The sequence below is a fragment of the Microbacterium sp. 18062 genome, from assembly GCF_902706225.1.
Lineage (GTDB): Bacteria > Actinomycetota > Actinomycetes > Actinomycetales > Microbacteriaceae > Microbacterium.
The window spans coordinates 13,526-33,494 of record NZ_CACSKB010000017.1; the positions used below are offsets into that span (position 1 = coordinate 13,526).

A 19,969-nucleotide genomic window follows, 5' to 3' on the forward strand; every position below is an offset into this window, starting at 1 on the left:
TTACATCGCGGAAACGTACGAGCTGTTCAGTAGGGTCGCACTGGGAGCAAGGGAGAAGCATGTCCGCATCGCGTGCCCGAGACGCGCTCCTGTCCGCGCTCGCGGAGGACGGCCGGGCATCCGTCGAGGCCCTGGGGCGAGCCACCGGGCTCTCGGGAGCGCACACCCGGCAGCTGCTCGCGCAGCTCGCCGACGAGAACATCGAGGTCCGCGGCATCGTGCATCCGTCCGTGTTCGGTCAGCACGCCTTCGCGCACCTGCTCCTCGCCTCGCACGGTTCGCCGGCCGCCCTCGCCGACGCCCTGGGCCGACGCCCGGAGATCCCCTACGTCACGCGGGTCGCCGGCGAGCTTCCCGTGGCGGCCGAGGTCCGTGTCGCGGATCGTCCCGCGCTGGCGGAGCTGCTCGACACGATCAGGCGCCTGCCGGAGGTGAGACGTGTCGAGGTCGACGAGTATCTCGACATCGTGAAGGACGCGATGGTGGCCCTGCATCCGCTCGCCGACGTAGCGGTGGACGGCATCGACCGGGTGCTGCTGCGGCGGCTGCAGGCCGACGGACGCGAGTCCTATGCGTCACTCGCGCGTGCGGTCGGCCTCACGACCGCCGCCGCGCGGGCGCGTGTGCTGCGGCTGATCGACTCCGGAGTCGTGCAGATCGGGATCCGGCAGCAGGCACGGCAGGATTCGCTGCAGATCGGCTTTCGATTGACGGCGAAGGGCATCGTCGAGACACGCACCGCGCTCTCCCGCCGCCCCGCGATCGAATACCTCGCCACGACGATCGGACGCTCCGGCTTCGTCGGCACCATCCGCGTCCCGAGTCTCGAGGAGGCAGAGACCGAGCTCGATGCGATGCACTCCCTCGACGGCGTCACCGAGCTCGCGTCGTGGGCGCACCTCGCGGTGACGAAGGAGCTGTACGACCCCCAGGAGATCCCCTTGGATGCGGGAGAGAGGACGCACTGACGATGACGGAGCAGATCTGGGAGGCACCCCTGGCGCGGATCCCCATGCGTGCGACGGTGACCGTCCCGCGACTCCTGACGGCGCGGCCCGGCACCCCCGCCGACGTAGAGGTGTATGCGCCGACCATCGCCGACGCGGCGGTCTTCCTCGCCGCCGCCGCGGTCACGACCGGAACCGTCGTCGTCCGCAACTGGGAGGCCGTCGCCCGCGACGCCTCGGCGAACACCCTTCGAGAGGCGCTCGCGACGATGGGAACCTACGTCGTACGCTCCGCGGAGGGCCTCACCTGCACGAGCCGCTCGACGTCGGGACACCTCAGCGGCATCGAGGTGGATCTGACCGCGCACCCCGACCTCATCGCACCGCTCATCGTGCTGTGCGCGCTCGCCGACGACCCGAGCACGCTGCGCGGACTCGGGTCGCATGCCGCCTACACGGGCCGGCTGCTCGCCGAGCTGCAGGGTCTCGGCGGCCTCGTGGACTGGGACGGCGACGTCGCACGGATCTTCCCCCAGCCGCTGCACGGCGGCGAATGGGATGGTGCGGGCGTTCCCGCGGCGGCCGCTCTCGGAGCGGTGCTCGCGCTCGTCGTGCCGAACATGCGGGTCTCCGGGCTCGCGCTCGACACCGCGACCGGGCGCGCGTTCCTGGCCGAGTGGCGTTCGGCGCTCGAGGCCGACGAGCACATCCTGCCCGGCGCCACCCGGGGGACCGTCCCGTACTACGTGTGAGGCATGCGGCACGCGATGTGGTCAGCGGGCGTGCGCGGACTCCCACCAGGCGACAGCGGACCGAGCCGGCTGCCGCAGGTAGCCCTCGAGCGAACGCTCGGACAGATAGGCGACGTGCGGGGTGACGATCGCGCGGGGATGCATCCGCAGCGGGTCGTCCGCGCGGGGCGGCTCCCCGCCGAGCACGTCGAGACCCGCCCCGCGCAGCCGGCCGGCGTCGAGCGCCGCGACGAGCGCATCGGAGTCGACCAGTTCGCCTCGCGAGACGTTGACGAGCGTCGCGCCGGCCGGCAGCGCGGCCAGCTCCGCCGCAGCGACGACGCCGTGCGTCGCCGGGGTCAGCGGCAGGTGGAGCGAGAGCACATCGCTCGCGGACAGGAGCTCGGGCACGGTCACCAACGCGTCGACGCCGTCGCCCGCACGGGTGACGTAGGGGTCGTGGGCGATCACCCGTGCGAACAGGGGCCGAGCGATCGCCGCGAGCTGCCGGCCGATGCGCCCGAGGCCGTAGAGCCCGAGGGTGAGCTCGGAGAGACGACGCGGCAGTGCCGCATAGGACTCGCTCCAGCCGCCGTCGGCCACCCCGCGCGCTGCGGCGACGAGATCGCGCTCGACCGCCAGGATCAGCGTCAGCGCGTGTGCGGCGACCTCCTGGGTCGCGACGCCGACCAGGGGCTGCACGACGACATCGCGCGCGCGGGCGGTGTCGATGTCCACCATGTCGAAGCCCGCCGACGCGGTACCGACGTACCTCAGGTCCGGCAGGGCATCGAAGAACTCACGACCGAGGAACGCATAGCCGGCGAGGGCGACGACGGCGCTCCTGGCCGCATCCGGCACGATCGGGTCGCGATCGAGCGCGAGCACGTGCACGGCGAATCCCGCCGACTCCAGGATCTCGACCGCGGGGTCGACGGAGAGGTCGGTCACGTCGGTGATGATCGCGACCGGTCGCGCGGAGGTCACCGTGCGGGCTCCCCGTCGAGGGCACCGAGCGCCAGCTGCTCGACCACCCGCGTGAAGACCTCGACGCCGGCGAGCGCGTCCTCGTCGCGCGTGTACTCGGCCTCGTTGTGCGTGATGCCCGCGACGCTCGGCACGAACACGAGTGCCGTCGGAGCGATGTCCTTCACGTTCGTGGCGTCGTGCCCGGCGAGGGTGAGGACACGGGTGCTGGTGCGACCGGACTCCTCGGCCGCCCGCTCGACCAGCGCGATGCCTCGCTCGAGGAACGGGCCGCTGTTCCAGGTGTTCACCTTCACGATCTCGATCTCGGTGCCGCTGGCGGCCTCGGCGGCGGCGATGGCCGCGCGCAGGAGCACACCCGCCTGCTCGAGAGTCGCGTCGGAGGGCGCCCGCAGGTCGACGAGAAGGCTCACCTCGCCCGCCACCGTCACCGGGGAGTTCGGAAAGACGTTCAGCTCGCCGACCGACGTGTGCAGCGCCTCCTCGGGGAACGCCGCGCAGATCCCGCGCACTCCCACCACGAGGTGAGCGGCACCCAGCAGGGCGTCCTTGCGGTCGGCCATGCGCGTCGAACCGGTGTGCGACTGATCGCCGCGCACGAGGATCTCGAACTTGTGCGCCGACCAGGTCGCCTCGACGACGCCGATCGTGATGCCCTGCTCCTCGAGCGAGCGGCCCTGCTCGATGTGGATCTCGGCGTAGCCGGCGACCGGCCCGAGCACGAAGTCCCCGCGCGCCCCCATCGCGTCGAGGGCGTCCCGGACACTCGTCCCCAGGCGGTCGGTGGTCGCCAGCACCGCGTCGAGGTCGAGCTTGCCGGTGAACACGCCGCTGCCCATCATGCTCGGCTTGAAGCGGGCGCCCTCCTCGTTGAACCAGTCCACCACCGCGATGTTGTAGCGCGGCGTCCGGCCGGCCGCGCGCAGCCTCCCGGCCGCAGTGATCGCCGCGTGCGCGGCGGCGAGCACGCCGTACGATCCGTCGTAGCGCCCGCCCTTCGGCTGGCTGTCGAGGTGCGAGCCGAAGAGCACGAACGGAGCATCGCCCGCGATTCGCCGCAGCCAGAAGAGATTGCCTGCGGCATCCGACTGCGCCTCGAAGCCCTGCTCGGTCAGCAGCTCGGTGAGCCACGCCCGCACGTCGCGGTGGGATTCCGTGCCCGCCAGGCGGTCGAGGCCGTTCCGGGCGGTGGCGCCGAACGCGCTCATCTCGGCGAAGTCGGCGAGGAAGTCGCGTGTCATAGGCGCGCTCACTTCCATTCCCGCTGGAGCTCCATCGTGGAGCAGTGGATTCCGCCGCCGTTCTTCAGGATCTCGCGATACGGCACGGTGATGACGGTGACGCCGTGCTTGTCGGCGAGCTTCTCCGCGGTCCGCGGCAGGTGGTCGGGCATGATGACCGTGCGCCGGTCGAGCACCAGCAGATTGCACGCCCATTCCTCGCCCGGATCGACCTCGACGAGCTCGACGTCCAGTTCGCGCAGCGCATTCATGTAGTCGTACGGCGCGAGTCGCGGGTTGACGAGGGCCAGATCGTCGTCGAGCATCGACGAGCACATGTCGAGGTGGATGAGGTAGCCGGGCAGCGAGACGCGGTGCAGCGTGATGCCGTGCATCTCCAGGAGCTCCGCCAGCTGACGGTGGCCCTCGGGGTTGCAGCGCACGGAGGTGCCGAAGAACGCCGTGTCGCGCCGCACCTTGACGAACGTGCCGCCCTCGACGAGTCCGGAGCCGGTGATGGTTCCCAGGATCGGCATCCCGGCCGCGGCGACCGCGGCCGTGGTCGACTGCTCCTCGCCGCGCCGCACGCGAGCGGCGAGGCGGCCGATCACGGCACCGCCGGGCACGGTGACGAGCGGGTCACGGGTGTAGATCGACTTCGTGAAGGTACGGGGCAGATCCTCGGCGAGGTACACCTGGACGCCGTTCGCCTCGAGCGTGTCGACGAGGCCCTGATGCTCGGCCGCGACGCGTTCGAGGTCCGGCTGCTCACGCCCCGTCCAGTACCAGCGCAGCTGGGGGTCGACGAGCGCGTCCAGCTCGTCGGAGTACGCGTCGGCACGGATGTCGGCGAGCCCGGCGCTTGGCCGGCGCATGAGCACGGAGCGGAGTCGGCTGACCTCGTCGGCCGCACCCCAGCGCCGCCCCCAGGTCGCCTCCAGCTCGGCGGTGTCGTGGAACGCGGGCAGGGGCTCGGGACCGAGGAGGGCATGGAACCGCCCGTCGGAGATCTCCAGCGTCGAGTCGATCGTCGTCATGATGGTCCTTCCTAGAGCGACCGGGCGGTGGCGAGGTCGGCGGGACTGTGTTCCCGGGCGACGATGACGGTCGCGCCGGCGGATTCGAAGGATGTCGCGAGGGCGGCGGAGAGCTCGTCCGGGCTGTCGACCACGACGGCGTGCGCGCCGAAGCCGCGGGCGATGGCGGCGTGGTCGTGGGCGGTGACCTCGGTGTCGATGCGCTCGGCATCGGCTCGATCGAAGGAGTCGCGGATCTCGCCGTAGCCGCGGTTGTCCCAGATCAGCAGGGTGAACTGCCGCTGCAGGTCGACGGCGGTGGCCAACTCGGGCAAAGAGAACAGCACTCCCCCGTCGCCGGCGACGGCGAGGACCGGGCGGTCGGGCGCGGCGATCGCCGCGCCGACGGCCATCGGCACCGCGGCGCCCAGGGTGCCGAGACCATATGTGGCGATGCGCGCGGTCGGCTCCTCGGGCACGACCATCTGATGCAGCGTGTAGGCGAGCTGGGTCGAGTCGAGCACGACGACCGTGCCGGACGGCGTCGACGCCTCGATCGCCGCGACCCAGGGCGCATGCCCCTCGGACTGGGCGGTCCAGCCCACGTCCTCGCGCGCGCGAGCGGCGCGGGCGGCGCCCGTGGTCGCTTCGGCGCGGGGAAGCGCCGAGAGGAGCGCGTCGACGGCACGGCGCGCGTCCGCGCGGAGGGCGACCGCCGGTGCGACGGGCCCCGCTGCGGCCTCCGGGTCGATGTCGATCCGCACGAGCGTGCCGCCGATCTCGAGCGGACGACCCGAGTAGAGCACGTCGGTCTCGGAGAACTCGGTCCCGATCGCGAGCACGACGTCCGCGTCCCGTACGAGCGCGAACGTCCCGTCGAACGGCAGCAGGGTGCCGACGGCGAGCGGGTGCGTCGCGGGCACGATCCCGGACGCATTGCCGGTGGTCACGACCGGCGCGTCGATCAGCTCGGCGAGCTCCGCGATCGCGGAGCCGCGGCTGCCGCCCCCGGCGATGATCACCGGGGTCTTCGCCCCGGCCAGCACCTCGACGGCTGCGGCGAGCGCCGTCGCGTCGATCGGCTCCGGCGTTCCGGCATCCGTCGTGCGTTCGAATCGATCCGGGATCTCGCGGCTGAGCACGTCGATCGGGATGGAGATCACCGCGGGCCCGGGGCGTCCGACCGTCATCGCCCGCCAGGCCTCGGCGAGCACCGCCGGGAACTCCGCGGGCTCCGTCACGCGCCAGACGTGCTCGGTGACACCGGATGCGGCGATCACCTGGTCGCGTACGTCGTGCAGGGGCCCGCGCCTGCGGCCGAGCAGCGACGACGCGGTGTCGGCGGCGATGTACAGCACCGGGATCGAGTCGTGCCAGGCCTGCGCCAGCGGCGTGAGCGCGTTCAGCAGCCCCGGTCCGGTGACGAGAAGCGCCACACCCGGCGTTCCGGTCTGGCGCGCGTAGGCGTCCGCCATGAACCCCGCGCCCTGCTCATGACGGGCGGGGTGGGAGGCGATTCCCGCCGCGCGGAGACCTCGATAGAGCTCGATGGTGTGGACACCGGGGATCCCGAAGACCGTGTCGACGCCGTAGTCGGCAAGCAGGCGGACGACGCCTTCTCCGAACCTCATGTTGTCCTCATTGTCTGTGGTGAAGCGAAGCGATGCGGGCACGAGGGTCAGTGCAGGTGCGCGAGGAACTGGCGGGTGCGCTCATGCTCGGGCTCGGAGAAGAACTTCTCCGGCTCGGCCTGCTCGAGGATGACCCCGTGGTCGAAGAACGCGACCTCGTCGGCCACACGCCGCGCGAACCGGGTCTCATGGGTGACGACGATCATCGTCATCCCCTCGGCCGCGAGCTCCTCCATCACGTCGAGCACCTCGTGCACGAGCTCGGGGTCGAGCGCGCTCGTGGGCTCGTCGAAGAGCATGACCTTCGGGTTCAGCACGAGCGCCCGGGCGATCGCCACACGCTGCTGCTGGCCACCCGACAGCTCGGACGGGTAGGCGTGCACCCGGTGCCCGAGGCCCACCCGCTCCAGCATCTGCGCGGCGCGCTGCTCGGCCTCGGCGCGGCCGACGCCGGGGAGTGCGGCGAGGCGCAGCGAGACGTTCCGGACGGCGGTCAGGTGCGGGAAGAGGTTGAAGCGCTGGAACACCATGCCGATGTCCCGCCGCTGCACGGCGAGCATGCGCTCGGGCGCATGCCTGGTCGTGCCGGGACGCACTCCCAGGCGGGCGCCCTCGAAGATGATCTCGCCGTCATCCGCGTGCTCGAGCAGGTTGAGCAGGCGCAGCAGCGTGGACTTGCCGCTCCCCGACGGACCGAGGAGGGCTTTCACCTGTCCGGGCAGCGCGGCGAAGTCGACCCCCTTGAGCACCTCGACGTCGTTGTAGCGCTTGTGCAGGCCCCGCGCATCGATCAGGGGACCGTCCTTCACCGCGACGGCGGGCGCGGAGTCGAGAATGGTGTGCGTGGTCATCGGACCTCCGCCTCCTTGGTCTGGTGTGCGACGGGAAGAGCGGCGGTGCCCAGGCCCACCGTCGGGACGGTGGGCGCGGGTCCGCCGCCCTTGCGCCGACGCTTCGGCGTGATCCAGCGATACCGCTTCTCGAGCCGGTTCTGCAGGATCATCAGGATGGACACGATGACGAGGTAGTAGACGGTCGCCGCGGCGTAGTACTCCGCGTAGCGGAAGGTCGTGGAGACCCCGAGCTGAGCGGTGGTCAGCAGCTCCCGCAACGAGATCACGCTGGCGAGCGACGTGTACTTCACCATCGCGATGAACTCGTTCCCGGTCGGCGGGATCGCCACGCGGATCGCCTGCGGCAGCACGACCTTGAACAGCACCGCGGCAGGCTTCATCCCGAGCGCGCGCGCGGCGAGTGCCTGCCCGTCATCGACGCTCTGGAGCGCGGAGCGGATGATCTCCGACATGAAGGCCGCCTCGGTGAGCGCGAGGCCCACGACCGCCGCGACGAAGGGCGTGTACCAGTCCTGTCGGAGCGCGGGGAAGATCTGCGGCGCCGCGTTCCAGAGCAGGAGCAGCACGAGAAGCGTGGGGATGGCGCGGAAGAGCCAGATGTAGACGCGGGCGATCCCCTGCAGCACGGGGCTCTTCGCCATCGTCGCGAGGGCGAGCCCGAAACCGACCACGATGGCCGCCACCTGGGCGAGCACCGCCACCGAGATGGAGAGCAGCGCGCCGTTGAGGAACGCCTGGGAGAAGACCTGCTCTAGGAAGATCGAGACGTCGAAGGTCATGGGGTCCGTCCGGGGGTGTCGCGGGAGGATCCGGGACGCAGCGGGCGCGCTGCGTCCCGGACGGGGTCAGCCGACCTGGAGGTTGGCGGGATCGAGGTTGTACTCCTCGGCGATCTCGGCGAGCGTGCCGTCGTCGTACAGTGCCTGCAGGGCCTCGGCGAGGGGCTCCGTCAGTGGGCTGTCCTTCGCCAGGAACATGCCGAACTGAGTGCTCGGCGGGAAGAACCCGCTCACCAGGCGCAGCGCACCGTTGGACCGGCTCACGATGTCGGCAGCGGCGACATCCGTCTCGATGAGGGCGCCGGCGGCGCCGTTCACCACGGCGACGACCGTGTCCGCGGTCTTCGGGTACTGATCCACCGAGGTTCCGTCGCCGCACTCGGCGGCGATCTCCTCGCCGATCGTGGCGTTCTCCGATCCGCTCTGCGCGGAGATGGTGAGACCGCACAGATCGGCCTCCTCCGAGTAGTCCGTGTCGTCCTCGGCGCTGACGATGAGGGCGGGACCGGTCTGCATGTACTGCACGCCGTCGAGCACCTCGAGGCGGGTCTCGCTCATGTAGAGACCGCCGGGGATGATGTCGCAGCGGGCGGCCTGGATGCCCGGCTGCAGGCCTTCGAACGTCGTGACCTCGAACGTGGCCTCGAGGCCCCAGTGGGCGGCGATCGCACGGGCGGCGTCGGCGTCGAAGCCGATGATCTCGCCGTCGGTTCCGTTCTCGTAGTACTCCAGCGGCGGGTACTCGGGGTCGATGCAGAACGTGACGGTGCTCGGGCTGATGAGGCCTTCGGGGGCGTCGGAGGATGCGGCGGCCCCCGATTCCTCGGTGGCGGGTGCGCTGCTGGCGCATCCGGACAGGGCGAGAACGGCGGCGACGGATGCTGCGCCGATCGCGGCGACCTTCTTCATGGCGGCTTCTTTCACTCGGGTGCGGGGAATCCGCTGTGGAGCGTACGGATGTTGAGCATGCTAGGCAGGGAAGCCCCCTCGCGTCGGACACTTCGGCAGGAGAAGGGCACCGGAGCAACGAATCTGGTGGCTCGCTCCTGCGCTCCGGGTACTGCCTCGGGGTGTTTCGAGGTTCTCGATACGATTCTGTTATCGCACCCGCTCAGAATCGGGCGGTAAATTCCCTGTTTCCGCGCTGTTTCGTCGGCCCGGAATCGATGGACTCGACGCTCCGGACGGAGAGGATGGACCCCGTGGCCCGCGGCACGAGCTCCCTCGATGACGAGCTCATCGGTCTGCTCCGGAAGGACGGGCGCGCCTCGGTCAGCGCCGTGAGCCGCCGCCTCGGCGTGCCCCGTCCGCTCGTGCGCGAGCGGCTGCACCGGCTCGTCGAGGACGGCCATCTCGCCGTGACCGCGATCGCCGACCCGGTCGTGCTGGGGCTCGAGACGCTGTGCCATCTCGCCGTGCACGTGAGCTCCGCGCCGCAGGGGGTGGCGCGGGCGCTCGCCGCACTGCCGGAGGCGTCGCTGGTCACCATCACCAGCGGACCGCACGACGTGGTCGTGGAGATCCGCTCGCACAACCAGCGCGAGACGTTCGAGATCATCGCGCGAGTGCGCGAGGTGCCGGGCATCACCCGTGTCACCACGCTGCTGTACGTGGACGTCCACAAGAGCCCGTACTCCTCCCTCACCACCAGGCCCGAGCGCACGCAGCTCGACGCGCTCGATCGCCAGCTGATCGGAGCGCTGCAGCGCGACGGACGCGCCTCGTACACGGCTCTCGGCAAGACGCTCGGGGTCTCCGAGAGCACCGCCCGCGGCCGTGTCAAGCGGCTCATCGACGACCACGTGATCCGGATCACGGCGGTCGCCAAGCGCAACCGTGTGACGCAGAGCCTCGCGATGGGGCTCGGCATCAACGTCGGCGGCGACATCGGCCGCCTCATCCGGACGCTCGCGGCATCGCCGCAGGTCGAGTTCGTGGCGACCAGCATCGGCGCGTTCGACATGCTCGCGACGGTGTCGGCCGCTTCCCTCGAGGACCTGCAGTCGGTCGTCGACGGCATCCGCGACGAGCCCGAGGTCATGCGGGTCGAGACCTGGGTGCATCTCACGATCGTCAAGGAGTCCTACTCCCCAGCTCGACCGATCGACGCGTAGCCCCTCCCACATTCCGGGCGGAGTTGCGCGCTCTGCGGCACCTGAACCCGAGGAACGAGGCCGTCAGCCCGCGCTCAGGTCCATCCGGCGGCCGAGCACCGGCACCGCATCGAGCAGGTCCCGCGTGTACTCCTCGGCCGGGTCGTCCAGCAGCGCCTCGGTCGGCCCCGCCTCGACGATGCGGCCGTGCCTCATCACGCAGACCTCGTCGCTGATGTACCGGACGACGGCGAGGTTGTGCGAGATGAAGAGGATCGACAGGTCGAGTCTCCCCTGCAGCTCGCGCAGCAGGTTGAGGATCGCGCCCTGCACGGAGACGTCGAGGGCCGAGGTCACCTCGTCGGCGATGAGGATCTCGGGGTCGCCGGCGAGTGCACGGGCGATCGTGATGCGCTGGCGCTGGCCGCCGGAGAACGCGCGAGGCAGCTCGTCCGCCCGCGCCGGGTCGAGCTCGACCTGCCGCAGCAGCTCGGCGACCCGATCGCGACGCTCGGCACGTGGGTACGCCCGGCTCGACGCGATGAGCCCCTCGGCGATGGAGTCCCCGACCGACATCCGGGGATCGAGGGCGGAGAAGGGGTCCTGGAAGATGAGCTGGATGCGGCGGCGCGCGGCCCTGGCCTGCGTGCTGCGTCCGATCGTGCTCGTGCCGTGCACCCGGATGTCGCCTGCATGGACGGGGGCGAGTCCGACCGCGGCGTTCGCCACGGTGGACTTGCCCGATCCCGACTCCCCCACCAGGCCCACCGTGCGACCGGCGGGCACCTCGAGCGAGACGCCCGAGACCGCCTCTCGCCGTCCGTACCGCACGTACAGGTTCTCGATCCGGAGCGCGCTCATCGGACCGCCCCCGCCCGTGGCCTCTCCGCCGAGCCCTCGGGCTCGGGGACTCGCTGCCCGGCCGGCTCCGCGGACGGCAGGATCTCGCGGATGACCGGCAGCGGCTGCGTCCGATCCGTGCGCATGTCGGGCAGGCACGCGATGAGGCCCTTCGTGTACGGGTGCTTCGCCTGCTCCTTGATGTGCTCCGCCTCCAGCTCCTCGACGACGCGTCCGTCCTTCATGACGATCACCCGGTCGCAGAAGCCGGACACCAGCGCGATGTCGTGGGAGATGAAGACGATCCCGGCACCGGTGTCCAGCTGGGCGCGGCGCAGCACGCTCAGCACCTGCTGCTGCACGGTCACGTCGAGCGCCGTCGTGGGCTCGTCGGCGATGATCAGGCGGGGCTCGCCGGTCAGCGCCATGCCGATCATGGCGCGCTGGCGCATGCCGCCGGAGAACTGGTGGGGGTAGTCGCCGAGGCGCTCCGCCGGATCGGGGATGCCGACGGCGCCGAGCCCCTCCACGGCCCTCTTCCGGGCGTCCTCCCGGCTCATGCCGAGATGCTGCCGGGGAACCTCGGTGAGCTGCCGGCCGATGGTGAGCGCCGGATTCAGCGACGTGAGCGGATCCTGGAAGATCACGCCGATCTCGACCCCGAGCCGCTTCCGTTCGGCCGGGCCGATCCTGCCGTCCAGGTCGACGCCGTCGAAGCGTCGCACCTCGGCCTCGACGATGGCGGGCGGCTCCAGCAGACCCGCGAGAGCCATCGCGGTCAGCGACTTGCCGGAGCCGGACTCGCCGACGATGCCGACGACCTCGCCGGGGGCGACCCGCAGGTCGACGCCGCGCACCCGCTCGATGACGCCCCCGTCGCCGTCCGGGAAGGAGATCCGCAGCCCCCGCACCTCGGCGAGGGAAGCCGCCGCGCCGGGCGTCGGCTGCGGCGCCGAGCGTCGGGCGGCCCGGCGGGCCCGCGTAGCGGCACGCGTGGCCTTCGCGACCGCACGCAGACCCTGGCCGGGCTGATCGCCGAGGGTCTCGGCGATCATGGTGAACACGAGCGCCGCGAACACCACCGCGATGCCGGGCCCGATGGCGGCCATCGGATTGGTGTAGAGGTGCCCGAGTCCCTCGTCGAGCAGCCGGCCCCAGTCGTACTCGGGCGCCTGGACGCCGAGGCCGAGGAAGGAGAGACCGGCGAAGGAGAGCAGCGTGGTGCTCGCCGCTGCCGCCGACTGCACCAGGAGCGGGCCGGCGATGTTGGGGAGGATGTGCCTGACCATGACACCCAGCGGGCCGATCCCGATCACGCGCGCCGCGCGCACATAGTCCTGATCGGTCACGGACGAGGCCATGTTGTAGACGAGGCGCGTGATGCTGGGGATGCCCGCGAGGCCGATCGCGAGCATCGCCCCGATCGCCGACACGTTCCAGATGACGGAGAAGAACAGCACCAGCAGCAGCCAGGGGAAGGCCAGCAGCATGTCCATCACCCAGATGAGCGCCCTGCGCGCGTGCCGGGGGAGCATCGCCGCAGTGAGGCCGATGAGGAGCCCGCCGCCGATGAGGATCGCCGTCGCTCCGGCGGTCAGCAGCAACGAGAGGCGCGTGGCGACCATCACGCGGGCGAGGATGTCGCGACCGATGTCATCGGTGCCGAAGGGATGCTCGGCGCTCGCCGTCGCCCATCGGTCGGCGATGTTCCGCGCGGTCGCGGCCTCGGACCAGACGCTCGGCCCTACGATCGCGATGGTCACCAGCGCCGCCAGGCCGACGATCGCGACGATGCCGGTGAGACTGATCCAGCGGGAACGCCGGCGCCGCTTCGCGGCCGGAAAGCCGATGGTCGTGGCGTCGAGCGCGACGGGCGCAACAGTGGTCATGATCCGCCTCTCACCCTTCCGCGATCGTGGTGCGCGGGTCGATCGTGATGAGGATCAGATCGACGACGAGGTTCACCGCGAGCACCATGCCGGCGTAGACGAGCACCATGCCCTGGATCATGGGATAGTCCTTCGTGCCGACGGCAGAGACCAGGGTGCTGCCGGCACCCGGAATGGCGAAGACCGTCTCGATGATCACCGTGCCGGCGACGAGTCCGGACAGCAGCAGTCCGCCGACGGTCAACGTGGCGGTGACGATGTTCGGCAGCGCGTGGCGCAGCAGGATCACCCGCTGCGGGAGGCGCTTGGCCCGCGCCGTGGTGATGTAGGTGGAGTCGAGCACGGTGATCATCTCCACCTGCACGATGCGGGCGAGGTACGCCATCGGCCCGAGTGAGAGCGCGAGCACCGGCAGCACCGCGTGGGACGCATTCCCCCAGCCGGCAGGCGGGAAGAGCCCCAGCCACATGCTGAAGGCCGCGATCAGCCCCACCGAGAGCACGAAGTCCGGCACGGCGATGAGCACGCCGAGAAGGCCTGCGATACCGCTGTTCGCGGTGCGTCCGCGCCCGGAACGTGCCAGCAGCGCCGCCCCCATCCCGATCGGCAGCGCGCCGATGACAGCGACGGCGAAGCCCAGCGCCGCGAGGGTGAGCGTGGTCGGGAAGCGGGAGGCGATCGTGGCACCGACCGAGAGCCCCGTCTGGATGGAGGTGCCGAGGTCGCCCCGCAGCAGCCCCGAGAGATAGTTCAGGAGCTGCTGCGGGACAGGCTGATCGAGACCCAGCGCTTCGCGCGTGCGCTCCACCAGCGCCGCCGGAGCGGTGGGCCCGAGGGCGGCGCGCACCGGGTCGCCCGGCACCAGGTGGATGAGGAAGAACGCGGCGAGGACGACGATGAGCAGGCTGGTGAGCAGACGCCCGATCCGCCGGACGGCGAAGTCGGCGCGCGGCGAGAGCCGCGCCCGCGCCCGCCGAGGCCGCTGCGGACCGGAGACGGTCTTCTCCAGTCGGGTGCCGATCGTGGTCATCGCCGCTTCCTCACTCCGTCATGCGGATGGTGACGGGCTGGAGGTAGTCGGTGATCTCGAACGTCGCCCCGGACATGAAGGTCGGTCGGATCGTGCCGGCCATCAGGAACGTGTGGACGTTGTCGACGACGACCTTCTCGGCCTGCTCCCAGTAGCCGCACGCCTCGTCGGGGTCAGCGGCTGCCCGCGCCTGGTCGGCGAACGCGGTGTACTCCTCGTCGACGACGCCCATGAAGTTCAGTCCCCCGTCCTCCGGCGACGCCCCGCCGTAGAACAGGTCCTGGGTCACCGGGCTGCCGACGCCGATCTGGATCCAGCCGGTGTCGTAGTCGAAGGTCTCGTAGAGGTACTCCGACCAGGCGGCGCCGTCCATCGCGACCAGGTTCGTCGCGATGCCGAGCTCGTCCCAGTCCTCCGCGACGAGCTCGCCCGCCGAGGCGTGTGCGGTCGATCCCGCGTCATAGATGAAGTCGATCTCGAGCGGCTGGCCGTCCTTCGAGCGGGTGCCGTCGGCGCCGGCGACCCAGCCCGCTTCGTCCAGCAGCTCCGCGGCACGCGCGGGATCGGATGCCGGACGCTCCCAGACCGGCTCCTCGTTGAAGCAGGTGAAGGGCGCGTCGGTGATCCAGGAGGTCAGCTCGACGGGGCGGCCGCCGGTCACGACCTCGGTCGCATCCTCGTGGTTGAAGCCGAGCACGAGCGCCTCGCGCACGAGCGGGTCGTGCGTGGGACGATCCTCGCGCTCGTTGAAGAGCATCTGGCCGATCGGGTTGATGGTTCCGGCGAACTCCAGGCCGGCGCTCTCGATCCGGGCCTGGTCCGACCCTTCGACGGCGGCCGCGTTGAGCTCGCCGGACAGGAGCAGGTTGGCACGCGTCGAGTCGTCCGTGACCACGGTGACCTCGAGCCCGTCGGGCAGGCCCGCCGTCTCCGAGGTGAGGCCGTCCGGGCCCCAGGTGTAGTCGTCGCGGGCCTCGTACACGTAGCGGTCCGCCGCCACCTCCGTCAGCTCGTAGAGGCTCGTCCCGTTGGAGGACGACTCGAGGCTGGACGGATCCTCGAGGCCCGCCTCGCCGACCATGAAGATGTCGCCCACGATGGTCGCGAGGAACGGATCGGAGGCCGTGGCGGTCACCTCGAGGGCGGTGCCCTCTCCGGTGGCCACCAGGCCCGCCGGCAGCACGTCCGCGAGGATCGTCGCGTTGGCGGGGTCGGTGTGGTAGTTGATGTTCGCGGCGGCGACGGCGGCGTCGAACTCGGTGCCGTCGTGGAAGGTCACCCCTTCTTTGAGCTCGAAGGTCACCGACTTTCCGTCCTCGCCGATCTCCCACGACTCGGCCAGCCAGGGGAACTCCTCGCCCTCGCCATCCGTGTAGATGAGGGACTCGTACGCGTACGTGATGACCTGCAGCTCCTGCGGCTGGTTCGCGGTCATCGGGACGATGCTGCCGACCTCGGGGAAGACGGCGTGCCGGAAGACGCCGCCAGAACCGGTCTGCGCGTCACCACCGCCGCCGGAGCAGGCGGTGAGCGCCATCGCAAGGATGACGGCCCCGGCGAGGAACGCCGGGGTGGTACTGCGTCGGTGCATGATTACTCCTCGGGTTGCTGGTGCGTTGCGGGTGCGGAACGTCAGGTGGCTGTGGGAGCGAGCGCGCCGAGGCGCGCGAGGGGCCCTGCTGCCTTCACGGAGACCTTCACGGTGGGGCGCGTCGTGTACGACACGGGGGTCTCGAGCACGTCGACCACGGAGACCTGCAGGGGGTCGGCTCCGGCCTGGATGGCCTTCGCGATCGCCGCCTTGGATGCCGCCGCGATCGCGGCGTCGCGGTCCTCGACGTCGCTCATCTGGTCGGCGCGACCGCCGGCGAGCGAGATCGCCGCGCCGACGGCGTTGGCCACGCCGCCGTGGCCGGGGCGGATGACGGGTCCTGCTCCCGGCAGACCGTCCGGCACGAGGAACGCTCCCCCGCCGACCACGACGAGCGGCAGGTCGAGGCGCCCGAGCGACAGACGCTCGACGGCTTCCTCGAGGCGGCCGTGCGCGCGCTCGAGTGCGGAGCGGAGCGCAGCCTTCGTGGCCGCGGGCAGCGCAGGAAGGGACCGCCCCTCGATCGATGCGCCGGCGAGCGCCGCCGCATCCGTCAGCGTCGGTGTGGTGCCGCCGAACAGGAGGGCCTCCCGCTCGATGCGGTAGCCGACCGATCCGGGCCCCACGGCCCCGGCCGCGGGGCCCACGATCGTGCCGCCGCCGACGCCGAGGCTGAGGATGTCGGGCATCCGGAAGTTCGTGCGCACGCCCCCGATCTCGCGCGGCAGGGTCGACTCGCGGGGGAAGCCGCCCACGAGCACGCCGAGGTCGGAGGTGGTGCCTCCGACGTCGACGACGATCGCGTCCTCGACGCCGGAGAGGTAGGCGGCTCCGCGGATCGAGTTGGCCGGGCCCGAGCCGATGGTGAGCACCGGGTACTGCGCGGCATAGTCGAGCGACATGAGCGTGCCGTCGTTCTGCGCGAAATAGGTGACCGCGTCGAGTCCCTCCTCCTCCACCACGGTCAGGAGCGCCCGCGTCACCGACCGCGCGACGCCGTACAGCGCGGCGTTCAACGCGGTCGCGTTCTCGCGCTCGAGCAGCCCCGTCGGGCCGATGTCCTGGCTGAGGAACACGCGCGCGTCGGGACCCAGGTGCGACCGGATGAGGGCCGCCACCTCGAGCTCCTGCTCGGGGAACGAGGGGCTGAAGATCCCCGCGACGGCCACGGCGTCGACGCCGGGGATCCCGTCGAGGAACCGCAGGACGCCGTCGCGGTCGAGCGGTGCGATCGGCGTGCCGTCGACCATGTGTCCGCCGCAGAGCATCGCGGTGCCGGCGAGCGCCGTGGCGGTCAGATCGGCCGGCCAGCTCGTGAGCGGCGGATACTCGGTGGCCGCCGGTGCGCCGAGACGGATCATCGCCACCCGGCCGAGCCCCCGTCTGCTGACGATCGCGTTGGTCGCGTGCGTCGTGCCGAGCATGACCCGCGAGACCCGGGAACGGTCCTCGCCGAGGACCGCCAGGACATGGGCGATCCCGGCACGGATGCCGCCGGTGACGTCGGGAGTGGTCGGCTGCTTGGTCGATGCGACGACCCCACCGACACCATCGAGCACGACGGCGTCGGTGTTGGTGCCCCCGACGTCCACGCCGATCGACAGGTCGCGGGCATCCGTCATCGTCGTCCTCCCTCGAAGGGCGCATAGGGCAGGTCGTAGCCGAACGCGGCCGGCCCGGCGAGCTCGAGCCCGCGCGGCGTGCGCCAGAGCGGATCGCTCGCCCAGGCCAGCACCGACACGCGCTGGCCGAAGCCCAGCATCTCGGTCGAGATCGCGTGACCGGTCTCGGCGTCGACGATCGTGATCAGGTCGGGCACACTCGCGAGCACCTGGCCGTCCTCGAGCACGACGAGGTTCTCGTTCTGCACCTCGATGCGCTGAAGCCGTCCACGATCCGCGCCGGTGCCGGCGATCGTCACGGACCCCCGCACGAAGCCGCCTTCGGTGCGCCGCGCGACGTCCACGATCTTGCCGGTGACGAGCACCGAGGCGCCGAGCTCGTGCGCGACCGCGGTGACGGGCTCGGACGAGGCCAGCAGTGCGCGGCCGACGCGGACCGCCGCGCTGACGGTGCCCTCGATGACCGCGCCGCGAGCGGTCTCGGCGGTCAGCAGATAGTGGGCACCGAGGCACAGGCCGCCGCTGGCGACCGTGATGGCGCGGGCGTGGCGCTCGAGCCAGGAGAGGTCGACGGTCTTCATCACGACGACGTTGCCGACGACGTCGCTCATCACGGCGAAGTCGCACGGAACGCCGGCGACGTTCATCGCGATCATGGTCGCCTCGGGGAACGCGCGGCCCATTCCGTCGCCGTCGAGCAGGTTGAGTCCGAGCCGCGCGGCCCACCCGGCGGGGGCGACGCCGTTGCTGCCCCCGATCTCGGCGGCCATGAGCGTGGTGATCGGCCGCCCCGCGGTCGCCTCGGCCTCGCGCAGCAGCACCTCGACCTGGTTCGCGGACGACAGCATCTCGATGCCGACCGTGGGGGCGCCGATGCCCGACATCATGATGACCGCGTCGGCGGCGGTCAGCTCGTCGACCGACACGAGCGGGACGGGGCCGGTCTCGCGCAGGGCCCGCTCCGTGGCGAGCTGTGCGGTGTACACGGCACCGCCGCCGCCGGTGCCGAAGATCGCGGCTCCGGCGGCGAGGGCGGCGACATCGTCGGAGGCGACCGAGGCGAGCCGATCCCGGGTCGGGGCGGCGGAGGGGGCAGGAACCATGTACCGACAGTAGGCATGGCTTCACACCGGAACAATGTGCCGTAGGCCTAGAGAATCCGGCACACTTGTGTTCATGGCACAATTCACGGTGCGCGACCTTCTGGCCCAGCACGAACGCCTGGGCCTGCATCTCGTGGCGGGCCCCATCGAGGCGGGCGATATCCAGCGGGTGGACATCACGCCCCTGGAGGGGCTGGACACCCTCTCGGCGGGAACGCTCGCGATCGTCCCCGCCGACGAGAGCCCCGAGCCGTACCGTGTGGACGTGGCGCTGCGGCAGGCCAGCGCCCGCGGACTCGCGGGGATCGTCGTCACGACCGGGCTCGCCCTCGCGGAGACCGCGGTGGCGCTGGCCGCTCGGGGGCGGGTGCCGGTGCTGGCGGCGCCATCCGTGAGACCGTCCGACCTCGCCGTCGCGATAGACCGGCTGCTCTCGGGTGGCGCCTCCGAGGCGATGACGCGGGCCGCCTACGCGATCGAGCAGGCCACCGCGGCCGCGGCCGGCGCCTCGGGCACGATCGACGAGATCCTGGCGGCAGCGGGCAGCGCCCTCGGCGTCGGGCTCTCGCTCCACGACGACCCCACGACGGCCTGGACCGACAACGACGCCGTCTGCATCGGCGAGGTTCCCATCGGCCGGCTCGTGGCCGATGGGACGGATGCGGCGGCCGACGTCGCGCGACCGGTCGTCGCCGCCCTCCTCTCCCGTGTCGCGCAACGCCAGATGCGCGACCGCTACGCCCCCACGCAGTCGCGCGCCGACCTCATCGTCGAGCTGGTGCTGGCCGAGTCCTCCCGCGTGGAGGGGTTCGTCGGGCAGGCCGCGCGTCTCGGCCTGCCGTTGCAGCACTCGCACGTCGTCGGATGGCTGAAGCCCACCGGTCGCGCCGACCCCGAGGCGCGGCCGCCCCGCAGCGTCGAGCCCGCCCTGGAGCTGTTCGCCCTGCAGCTGGTCGAGGGCCGCGACGAGATGTGGCACATCGCCTTCATCCAGGACGAGGCCCTGCTGGTCAGCAGCGAGGAGCACGGCGCGGGCGACCACCAGCGCCGCCTCCGGGAGATCGGGGTCCGCCTGCAGCGCTATGCGCAGTCGCTGACGGGCGACGAGTGGGTCTACACCCTCGGCCTCGGCACCCCGCAGCTCGGCGCGACGGGCCTGCGACAGTCCGCGGCCGAGGCGCGGATCGCGGCGGACTCCGCCGCTGCGTCCGATCGTCCCGGCGGGGTCGAGGTCACCGACGTCACCGGACTCCGCCGGGTCCTCCTAGACTTCTACGCCTCGCCCATCAGCCGGAGCCTCCTGCACGACGTGCTCACCCCGCTCGACGCCCTCGGTCCCGAGCGTGCCGCGACCTCGGTGCGGACGCTCCTCGCGTACCTCGCGCACAACAACTCGCTCGTGCACGCGGGCCGCGAGCTCACGCTGCATCCCAACGCCGTCGGGTACCGTCTGAAGCGGATCCGCGAGGTGCTGCAGCTCGACCTCGACGACCCCGACGTGCGCTTCGCGGTCGAGCTCGCCTGCCGCGTGCGCCTTCTCGGGGCGAGCCGCCACTGACCGTCGCGGCCGATGTGCCGCGAGCACAGTCGGGAACGAAACCCTGTGCCGGGGCCACGTTGCATCCCCGCCCCCATC

At 71.4% G+C, this 19,969-nt stretch carries 17 protein-coding genes; 4 read left to right on the forward strand and 13 right to left on the reverse strand.

The genetic code is table 11. The features are described 5' to 3' along the window. The first annotated feature begins 59 nt into the window (after positions 1–59). Entirely contained in the window at positions 60–968 is a 909-nt protein-coding gene (locus tag GVL03_RS08245) for an Lrp/AsnC family transcriptional regulator (RefSeq protein ID WP_159500512.1), read from the forward strand. A gap of 2 nt (positions 969–970) precedes the next feature. Beyond that, on the forward strand, positions 971–1,699 hold the full coding sequence (locus tag GVL03_RS08250; RefSeq protein WP_159500513.1) for a hypothetical protein: 729 nt from the start codon (positions 971–973) through the stop codon (positions 1,697–1,699). Positions 1,700–1,720: 21 nt separating this feature from the next. On the opposite strand, the gene GVL03_RS08255 is transcribed toward GVL03_RS08250, so the two are convergent. From GVL03_RS08255 to GVL03_RS08285, 7 genes are all read right to left on the reverse strand, one after another. Then, the gene (locus GVL03_RS08255; RefSeq protein ID WP_159500514.1) at positions 1,721–2,665 is read right to left on the reverse strand and encodes an NAD(P)-dependent oxidoreductase; all 945 of its coding nucleotides are present in this window, start codon (positions 2,663–2,665) and stop codon (positions 1,721–1,723) included. Next, positions 2,662–3,906, reverse strand: coding sequence for a M20 family metallo-hydrolase (locus tag GVL03_RS08260; RefSeq protein WP_235038075.1), 1,245 nt, complete (start codon positions 3,904–3,906; stop codon positions 2,662–2,664). Before GVL03_RS08260 ends, GVL03_RS08255 begins: the two co-directional genes overlap by 4 nt. Before the next feature lie 8 nt (positions 3,907–3,914). Next, positions 3,915–4,922: a dimethylarginine dimethylaminohydrolase family protein gene (locus GVL03_RS08265; protein WP_159500516.1), complete on the reverse strand. Its 1,008-nt coding sequence runs from the start codon at positions 4,920–4,922 to the stop codon at positions 3,915–3,917. Between the two features lie 11 nt (positions 4,923–4,933). Next, positions 4,934–6,532, reverse strand: a complete 1,599-nt coding sequence (locus GVL03_RS08270) for a 5-guanidino-2-oxopentanoate decarboxylase (protein WP_159500517.1) — start codon at positions 6,530–6,532, stop codon at positions 4,934–4,936. Between the two features lie 47 nt (positions 6,533–6,579). Next, a complete protein-coding gene (locus GVL03_RS08275; protein WP_159500518.1) occupies positions 6,580–7,383 on the reverse strand; it encodes an amino acid ABC transporter ATP-binding protein in 804 nt (267 codons plus the stop codon). Further along, positions 7,380–8,165, reverse strand: a complete 786-nt coding sequence (locus GVL03_RS08280) for an amino acid ABC transporter permease (protein WP_159500519.1) — start codon at positions 8,163–8,165, stop codon at positions 7,380–7,382. The genes GVL03_RS08275 and GVL03_RS08280 overlap by 4 nt, the downstream gene beginning before the upstream one ends. Positions 8,166–8,231: 66 nt before the next feature. Further along, the gene (locus tag GVL03_RS08285; protein ID WP_159500520.1) at positions 8,232–9,074 is read right to left on the reverse strand and encodes a transporter substrate-binding domain-containing protein; all 843 of its coding nucleotides are present in this window, start codon (positions 9,072–9,074) and stop codon (positions 8,232–8,234) included. Between the two features lie 293 nt (positions 9,075–9,367). Here GVL03_RS08285 and GVL03_RS08290 point away from each other — a divergent pair, with 293 nt between their 5' ends. Beyond that, positions 9,368–10,279, forward strand: a complete 912-nt coding sequence (locus GVL03_RS08290; protein ID WP_159500521.1) for an Lrp/AsnC family transcriptional regulator — start codon at positions 9,368–9,370, stop codon at positions 10,277–10,279. Positions 10,280–10,342: 63 nt separating this feature from the next. On the opposite strand, the gene GVL03_RS08295 is transcribed toward GVL03_RS08290, so the two are convergent. The 6 genes from GVL03_RS08295 to GVL03_RS08320 are packed head-to-tail and all read right to left on the reverse strand — an operon-like array spanning position 10,343 to position 18,333. Next, positions 10,343–11,119: an ABC transporter ATP-binding protein gene (locus GVL03_RS08295; protein ID WP_159500522.1), complete on the reverse strand. Its 777-nt coding sequence runs from the start codon at positions 11,117–11,119 to the stop codon at positions 10,343–10,345. After that, positions 11,116–12,987, reverse strand: a complete 1,872-nt coding sequence (locus tag GVL03_RS08300; RefSeq protein WP_159500523.1) for a dipeptide/oligopeptide/nickel ABC transporter permease/ATP-binding protein — start codon at positions 12,985–12,987, stop codon at positions 11,116–11,118. The genes GVL03_RS08295 and GVL03_RS08300 overlap by 4 nt, the downstream gene beginning before the upstream one ends. Positions 12,988–12,997: 10 nt before the next feature. After that, entirely contained in the window at positions 12,998–14,017 is a 1,020-nt protein-coding gene (locus tag GVL03_RS08305) for an ABC transporter permease (protein ID WP_159500524.1), read from the reverse strand. A 10-nt stretch (positions 14,018–14,027) separates the two neighbouring features. Beyond that, the gene (locus tag GVL03_RS08310) at positions 14,028–15,608 is read right to left on the reverse strand and encodes an ABC transporter substrate-binding protein (protein WP_159500525.1); all 1,581 of its coding nucleotides are present in this window, start codon (positions 15,606–15,608) and stop codon (positions 14,028–14,030) included. 41 nt (positions 15,609–15,649) lie between these two features. Beyond that, the gene (locus GVL03_RS08315; RefSeq protein WP_159500526.1) at positions 15,650–17,230 is read right to left on the reverse strand and encodes a hydantoinase/oxoprolinase N-terminal domain-containing protein; all 1,581 of its coding nucleotides are present in this window, start codon (positions 17,228–17,230) and stop codon (positions 15,650–15,652) included. Beyond that, positions 17,227–18,333 (reverse strand): DUF917 domain-containing protein, encoded by a 1,107-nt coding sequence (locus GVL03_RS08320; protein ID WP_159500527.1) that lies wholly within the window; start codon positions 18,331–18,333, stop codon positions 17,227–17,229. Before GVL03_RS08320 ends, GVL03_RS08315 begins: the two co-directional genes overlap by 4 nt. Positions 18,334–18,406: 73 nt before the next feature. Between GVL03_RS08320 and GVL03_RS08325 the strand changes: the two genes are divergently transcribed. Beyond that, positions 18,407–19,891 carry a helix-turn-helix domain-containing protein gene (locus GVL03_RS08325; RefSeq protein WP_159500528.1) on the forward strand — a complete coding sequence of 495 codons (1,485 nt, stop codon included), beginning with the start codon at positions 18,407–18,409 and terminating at the stop codon, positions 19,889–19,891. Positions 19,892–19,969 lie beyond the last annotated feature (78 nt).